Origin of the sequence: Actinoplanes aureus (assembly GCF_015704865.1) — a bacterium.
Taxonomy (GTDB): domain Bacteria; phylum Actinomycetota; class Actinomycetes; order Mycobacteriales; family Micromonosporaceae; genus Actinoplanes; species Actinoplanes aureus.
Genome location: NZ_JADQTO010000008.1, coordinates 200,580 through 207,306 on the forward strand (window position 1 = coordinate 200,580; position 6,727 = coordinate 207,306).

The 6,727-nt window shown below is 70.0% G+C and carries 8 protein-coding genes; 6 read left to right on the top strand and 2 right to left on the bottom strand.

Going from position 1 to position 6,727, the window contains the following annotated elements:
• The first annotated feature begins 53 nt into the window (after positions 1-53).
• The 6 genes from whiA to I4J89_RS19195 all read left to right on the top strand — a co-directional run bounded on the left by whiA (position 54) and on the right by I4J89_RS19195 (position 5,131).
• Positions 54-1,034 (top strand): DNA-binding protein WhiA, encoded by a 981-nt coding sequence (gene whiA, locus I4J89_RS19170; protein ID WP_014441726.1) that lies wholly within the window; start codon positions 54-56, stop codon positions 1,032-1,034.
• Between the two features lie 256 nt (positions 1,035-1,290).
• Positions 1,291-2,289: a type I glyceraldehyde-3-phosphate dehydrogenase gene (gene gap, locus I4J89_RS19175; protein WP_196415355.1), complete on the top strand. Its 999-nt coding sequence runs from the start codon at positions 1,291-1,293 to the stop codon at positions 2,287-2,289.
• A gap of 6 nt (positions 2,290-2,295) precedes the next feature.
• Positions 2,296-3,492 (top strand): phosphoglycerate kinase, encoded by a 1,197-nt coding sequence (locus I4J89_RS19180; RefSeq protein ID WP_196415356.1) that lies wholly within the window; start codon positions 2,296-2,298, stop codon positions 3,490-3,492.
• Positions 3,492-4,277, top strand: coding sequence for a triose-phosphate isomerase (gene tpiA / locus I4J89_RS19185; protein WP_196415357.1), 786 nt, complete (start codon positions 3,492-3,494; stop codon positions 4,275-4,277). Before I4J89_RS19180 ends, tpiA begins: the two co-directional genes overlap by 1 nt.
• Before the next feature lie 118 nt (positions 4,278-4,395).
• Positions 4,396-4,650, top strand: coding sequence for a preprotein translocase subunit SecG (secG, locus tag I4J89_RS19190; RefSeq protein ID WP_196415484.1), 255 nt, complete (start codon positions 4,396-4,398; stop codon positions 4,648-4,650).
• 139 nt (positions 4,651-4,789) lie between these two features.
• Entirely contained in the window at positions 4,790-5,131 is a 342-nt protein-coding gene (locus I4J89_RS19195) for an RNA polymerase-binding protein RbpA (RefSeq protein WP_196415358.1), read from the top strand.
• Position 5,132: 1 nt separating this feature from the next.
• Here I4J89_RS19195 and I4J89_RS19200 read toward each other — a convergent pair whose 3' ends face one another.
• Positions 5,133-5,735, bottom strand: coding sequence for a GNAT family N-acetyltransferase (locus I4J89_RS19200; protein WP_196415359.1), 603 nt, complete (start codon positions 5,733-5,735; stop codon positions 5,133-5,135).
• Positions 5,736-5,894: 159 nt separating this feature from the next.
• On the bottom strand, positions 5,895-6,632 hold the full coding sequence (gene pgl, locus I4J89_RS19205) for a 6-phosphogluconolactonase (RefSeq protein WP_196415360.1): 738 nt from the start codon (positions 6,630-6,632) through the stop codon (positions 5,895-5,897).
• Positions 6,633-6,727: the final 95 nt, after the last annotated feature.

The window sequence follows — 6,727 nt, forward strand, 5'->3', positions numbered from 1 at the left end:
CACAGGCGTAGTACGGCACACACTGTTCAAGATCCGGCGCATGAGGTGACGTAATGGCGATGACGGCAGCGGTCAAGGATGAGCTGAGCCGGGTCGACGTACCCAAGCCCTGCTGCCGACGGGCCGAAATGGCGGCCCTGCTGCGTTTCGCCGGCGGCCTGCACATAGTCTCCGGCCGGGTGGTCGTGGAGGCGGAACTGGACACCGGCGCGGTCGCCCGGCGGCTGCGGCGCGAGATCGCCGACGTCTACGGCTACCCCAGCGAGGTGCACGTTCTCGCCTCCGGTGGGCTGCGCAAGGGCAGCCACTACATCGTGCGCATCGTCAAGGACGGCGAGGTGCTGGCCCGGCAGACCGGCCTGCTGGACGTGCGCGGCCGTCCGGTGCGTGGCCTGCCGCAGCACGTGGTCAACGGCAACGTCTGCTGCTCGGTGGCCGCCTGGCGGGGCGCGTTCATGGCGCACGGCTCGCTCACCGAGCCGGGCCGCTCCAGCGCCCTGGAGATCACCTGCCCGGGTCCGGAGGCCGCTCTGGCCCTGCGCGGCGCCGCCCGCCGGATCGGGATCACCGCCAAGGAGCGCGAGGTCCGCGGCGTCGACCGCGTCGTGATCAAGGACGGGGACGCGATCGCCGCGCTGCTCACCCGGATCGGCGCGCACTCCAGCGTGCTGGCCTGGGAGGAGCGACGGGTACGCCGTGAGGTCCGCGCCACCGCCAACCGGCTGGCCAACTTCGACGACGCCAACCTGCGCCGTTCCGCCCGTGCCGCGGTGGCCGCCGCGGCCCGCGTCACCCGTGCGCTGGAAATCCTCGCCGACGACGCGCCGAACCACCTGACCTCGGCCGGCCGGCTGCGGCTGGAGCACCGGCAGGCGTCGCTGGAGGAGCTGGGCGCGCTGGCCGACCCGCCGCTCACCAAGGACGCGATCGCCGGGCGGATCCGGCGGCTGCTGGCGCTCGCCGACAAGCGCGCCCGCGACCTCGGCATCCCGGACACTGAGGCGGCCGTCACACCGGAGATGATGGCCTGCTGACCGGCCGGATTTAGATAACGTTCAGGTCGCGGCCCCGCTGCTCCGTGGGTACGCGGCCTCGGATAGGGTCATCAGTGACGGCGACGGTGCCGGCAGTTCGGCCGAATCCCGCTGTGACGCTGCCAGCCACTGCTGCGGCGCTCTCGCTCCCTCGGGCGCGGCGGCCGGGCGCCCTTGTGCCTGCCTCCCACACGGCCGGCATGCAGACCCCTCCGCCGGTCGCAGAATCCGGCGGACCGAAACGAGGAGACCACCTGTGACCATCCGGGTTGGCATCAACGGCTTCGGCCGTATCGGTCGTAACTTCTTCCGGGCGGTTCTCGCTTCCGGGGCCGACATCCAGATCGTCGGCGTGAACGACCTGACCGACAACGCCACGCTGGCTCACCTGCTGAAGTACGACAGCATCCTGGGCCGTCTCGGCCACGAGGTGAAGGCGACCGCCGACGAGATCACCGTCGGTGGCCAGACGTTCAAGGCGTTCGCTGAGCGCGACCCGAACAACCTGCCCTGGGGTGACCTGGGCGCGGACGTCGTGATCGAGTCGACCGGCTTCTTCACCGACGCCAGCAAGGCCAAGGCGCACATCGACAAGGGCGCCAAGAAGGTCATCATCTCGGCGCCGGCCAAGAACGAGGACATCACGATCGTGATGGGCGTCAACGACAACCTGTACGACGCCGCGCAGCACACGATCATCTCGAACGCGTCCTGCACCACCAACTGCCTCGCCCCGATGGCGAAGGTCCTGAACGACACGATCGGGATCGAAAAGGGTCTGATGACCACGATCCACGCGTACACCCAGGACCAGAACCTGCAGGACGGCCCGCACAAGGACCTGCGTCGCGCCCGCGCCGCCGCCCTGAACATCGTGCCGACCTCGACCGGTGCCGCGAAGGCCGTCAGCCTGGTGCTGCCGGAGCTGAAGGGCAAGCTGGACGGCTTCGCGCTGCGGGTGCCGATCCCCACCGGCTCGGCCACCGACCTCACCTTCACCGCCGCTCGCGAGACGTCGGTCGAAGAGGTCAACGCCGCGATCAAGGCCGCTGCCGAGGGTCCGCTCAAGGGCATCCTGGTCTACACCGAGGACGAGATCGTGTCGGCCGACATCGTCACCGACCCGGCCTCCTGCGTCTTCGACGCCGGCCTCACCAAGGTGATCGGCAACCAGGTCAAGGTCGTCGGCTGGTACGACAACGAGTGGGGCTACTCGAACCGCCTCGTCGACCTGGTCAAGCTGGTCGGGGCCTGATCTATCTTGAAGACTCTCGACGACCTGCTCGGCGAGGGTGTCTCGGGTCGGCGCGTCTTCGTGCGCGCCGACCTGAACGTCCCGTTCGACAAGGCAAACCCGGGCGTCATCAGTGACGACGGCCGCGCCCGCGCGGTCCTGCCGACGCTGATCGCGCTGCGTGATGCGGGCGCTCGCGTGATCGTGGCGTCCCACCTGGGCCGCCCGAAGGGCGCGCCGGACCCGAAATTCACCCTGCGCCCGGTCGCGACGCGGCTGGCCGAGCTGCTCGGGTCGTCGGTGGTCTTCGCTGACGACACCGTCGGCCCGGAGGCCACCCAGGCGGTCGCCGAGCTGCAGGACGGTCAGGTCCTGCTGCTGGAGAACCTGCGGTTCAACGAGGGTGAGACCTCGAAGGACGACGCGGTTCGCGGCGCGTTCGCCGGCCAGCTGGCCGCGTTCGCCGACTTCTACGTGGACGACGCGTTCGGCGCGGTGCACCGCAAGCACGCCTCGGTGTACGACGTGCCGGCCCGCCTGCCGCACTACGCCGGTGGTCTCGTCCTCAAGGAGGTCGAGGTCCTCAAGAAGGTGTCGGAGAGCCCGGAGCAGCCGTACGTCGTCGTCCTCGGCGGCTCGAAGGTCTCCGACAAGCTCGCCGTCATCCAGGCGCTGCTGCCCAAGGTGGACAAGCTGCTGGTCGGTGGCGGCATGTGCTTCACCTTCCTCAAGGCCCAGGGCCACGAGGTCGGTAAGTCCCTGCTCGAGGCCGAGATGATCGACACGTGCAAGGCGCTTCTGGAGCAGGCTTCCGGTCGGATCGTCCTGCCGGTCGACGTGGTCGCGGCGACGGAATTCTCCGCCGACGCCGACCACGCCATTTACGATATTTCCGAAATTCCGGCTGATCGGCTCGGCCTGGACATCGGCCCGAAGTCGACCGCGCTCTTCAGCGAGGCGATCTCGGGAGCGAAGACGGTGTTCTGGAACGGCCCGATGGGCGTCTTCGAACTGGCGCCGTTCGCCGCGGGCACTCGCGGCGTCGCCGAGGCCATCACCAAGATCGACGGCTTCTCGGTCGTCGGCGGCGGTGACTCGGCCGCGGCCGTCCGCACCCTCGGCCTGGACGAGTCCGCGTTCGGGCACATCTCCACCGGCGGGGGCGCGTCCCTGGAGTACCTCGAAGGCAAGACGCTGCCGGGCGTCGCCGCACTGGAGAAGTGATGACGACCCGTAAGCCGATCATTGCCGGCAACTGGAAGATGAACCTCAACCACTTCGAGGCGAATCTGCTGGTCCAGAAACTGGCCGCGAGCCTGAACCCGGGGCAGCTCGAGGCCGTGGAGACGGTCGTGCTGCCGCCGTTCACCGACCTGCGCACCGTGCAGACCGCGGTCGACGGCGACAAGCTGGCCATCGCCTACGGCGCCCAGGACATCTCCCAGCACGCCGGCGGGGCGTACACCGGAGAGATCGCCGGCTCGATGCTGGCGAAGCTGGGCTGCACCTACGTGGTGATCGGGCACTCCGAGCGCCGCGAGTACCACGACGAGAGCGACGAACTGGTCAACGCGAAGATCAAGGCGGCCTTCACGGCCGGCCTGACCCCGATCTTCTGCTGCGGCGAGGGCCTGGACATCCGGGAGGCCGGCAACCAGGTCTCGCACGTGGTCGCCCAGGTCGACGCGGGCCTGGACGGGCTCAAGGAAGACCAGATCAAGCAGATCGTCATCGCGTACGAGCCGGTCTGGGCGATCGGCACCGGCAAGACGGCGACACCGGACGACGCTCAGGAGGTCTGTGGCGCGATCCGGGCCCGGCTGACCGAGAAGTTCGGCGCCGAGGTGGCCGAGGCGGTCCGCATCCAGTACGGCGGCTCGGTCAAGGCGGCGAACATCGCCTCGATCATGGCCCAGCCGGACGTGGACGGTGCCCTGGTCGGCGGCGCGAGCCTGGACGCCGAGGAGTTCGCCTCCATCGTGCGCTTCCCGGAGCACGTCGCCCGCTGAGCCGACCCGCGGCGGAAAACCGAAGTGGAGAACCACCCGTGTGCCCGGTCGCCCCGTGCGGCCGGGTACCGGCTATTGTGGGACGGCTGCTTGTCCCCTGAGAGGAATGAACCCGACCATGCCGATCGAGTTCGCATACACGTTGATCGTGTTGCTGATCATCACCAGCATCCTGCTGACGCTGTTGATCCTGCTGCACCGGGGCAAGGGCGGCGGCATGTCCAGCATGTTCGGCGGCGGCGTCACCTCCAGCCTGGCCGGTTCCTCGGTGGCGGAGAAGAACCTGGACCGCTACACCGTTCTGGTGGGGATCATTTGGTTCGCGTGCATTGTCGGGCTTGGCTTCTGGCTCAAACTTGAGGTGGGTTCCTGAGCGTCCGCCGTAGTCGTACAATCTGCCGCGCGGCCGGTTTTTCCGGCCGCGCGGTTTTTTGTCCTTGCCGTCCGGTTTAAGCCCCCAGTCGCCGACAGTCCGAACGGCAATGAGGCTCCTCGAGACAGGAGTAACGTCCGTGTCCAGTGGCAGCGCTATCCGCGGCAGCCGTGTCGGGTCCAGCCCGATGCGCCCCGACGAGCGCAGCGAACCCGCCCCACGCCGGCAGATCACCTATTTCTGCGCGGCCGGGCACGACAGCCAGATCTGGTTCGCGGCCGAGGCCGCGGCGCCGGACACCTGGGACTGCCCCCGGTGCGGGCAGCCGGCCGGCCTCGACCGGTCCAATCCGCCGGGGCGGTTGCGCACCGAGCCGTACAAGTCGCATCTCGCATATGTGAAGGAGCGGCGCTCCGAGGAGGACGCCGCGGCGATCCTGGCCGAGGCGCTGGCGAGAGTCCGCAAGCGCCGCGGCGAGTGAATCAGAGCGGGCTGGTGTCCCGCCCGAGGTAGAGCGCGCCGGCGTCCGGGACCACGAGGTCCCGGAAGCCGAGCCGTCGGTAGAAGGCGTGCGCACCGTGGTTCTCCGGCGCCATCCCCAGATGCACGCGCGGCACGCCGGCCGCCCGCAGCCCGTCCAGGAACGCGGCCATCAGGCCCCGCCCGAGGCCCTTGCCCTGCCACTCCGGCAGCAGGTCGATGTGCAGGTGCGCCGGATAGTCGGCCAGCTCGGGCAGCAGCATCCGCTCCGGATCGCGGTGCAGGCCCAGCATCACCTCGTCCCGCGGATCGCCGTCCGGATAGCGGCCCTCGGTCGCCGGCAGCCACTCGGCGCGATACCACTTCACGAACGCGGCGGTGTCCGCGGTCCCGAGGATGTAGCCGACCGCGTTACCGGCGCCGTCGTCGAGCACGTGCGCGTGTTCCGGCTCGCGCGTCACATACGGCACCGCCCAGATGTCGCCGAGCAGGCGGTCCGAACTGTGGTTGCCGCGCGCATCGCCGCCTGCGGCGCCGGTGCGCACGCAGATGTCGTAGATGGCGTCGAGGTCGCTGGGCCGGTAGGCGCGAGTCGTGGGGTGCACGGCAAAATTCTAAAGAACCATTTGAGGTACGCGTTCCGCACAGTCCCCGGACTACCCCGCGACCGCCCGCGGGGAGACGCCCCACCGCGACCGCCGGGCCCGTGCACGTGGTTGCGCGGGCTTCGGGCGCGGAGTGCGCCCGAAGCCCCACACCGAGAATCAGCGCTGCGTGGGTACCTCGGCGGCCGCGGCCTGGTCGAGCAGCCAGAGGGTCTTGCGTACGCCGGTGGCGCTGGCGGCGGGCAGGTGTTTCGGGCCACCGCCCTCCAGTGCCACCCCGACCGGCGCGGCCTTGTCCGGGCCGGCGGCGATCAGCCACACCTCGTCGGCGCTCTGGATCGTCGACAGGGTCAGCGTGACCCGGGTGGGCGGCGGCTTCGGGCTGTTGTGGACCGCGGCCGTCGCGCCGGTCTCCTGGAGCACCGGGTGTTCGGGGAACAGCGAGGCCACGTGCCCGTCCTCGCCCACACCGAGCATCAGCACGTCGAAGCGGGGGAGCGGGGTGCCGAGCTCGTCCGCGTACCGGGCGGCGGCCGCCCCGGCGTCGTCGCCGTCCGGGCCGTCCGAAGCCGGCATGGCATGCACCCGGGCCGGGTCGAGCGGCAGCTTGTCCAGCAGCGCCTCGCGGGCCTGGGTCTCGTTGCGGTCCGGGTCGCCGCCGGGCAGGAACCGTTCGTCGCCCCACCACAGATCCACCCGGGACCAGTCGATCGCGGCGGAGCCCGGCAGATCGCGTACCGCGCGCAACACCTTCGCCGCGACCCGGCCGCCGGTCAGGACCACGCTCGCCGAGCCGTGCACCGCCTGCGCGTCGATGATCTTGATAGCGAGTCGTGCCGCCACCGTGGACGCCAGGATGTCGGCGTCCGGAACCACCACGACCACGGTCTCACTCACAGCGTTCACTCCTTATGAAGGGTCCGCCCCCCCCCCGGGGGGGGGGCGGCCCGGGGGGTTTTAGTGTTTAGTGGGGGGGGAACGGCGCGAGCGGC

What these genes read in the sequence shown, in the direction of transcription:
- whiA (WP_014441726.1), top strand. Translation starts at nt 54, where the DNA reads ATGGCGATGACGGCAGCGGTCAAGGATGAGCTGAGCCGGGTCGACGTA.
- secG (WP_196415484.1), top strand. Translation starts at nt 4,396, where the DNA reads ATGCCGATCGAGTTCGCATACACGTTGATCGTGTTGCTGATCATCACC.
- tpiA (WP_196415357.1), top strand. Translation starts at nt 3,492, where the DNA reads ATGACGACCCGTAAGCCGATCATTGCCGGCAACTGGAAGATGAACCTC.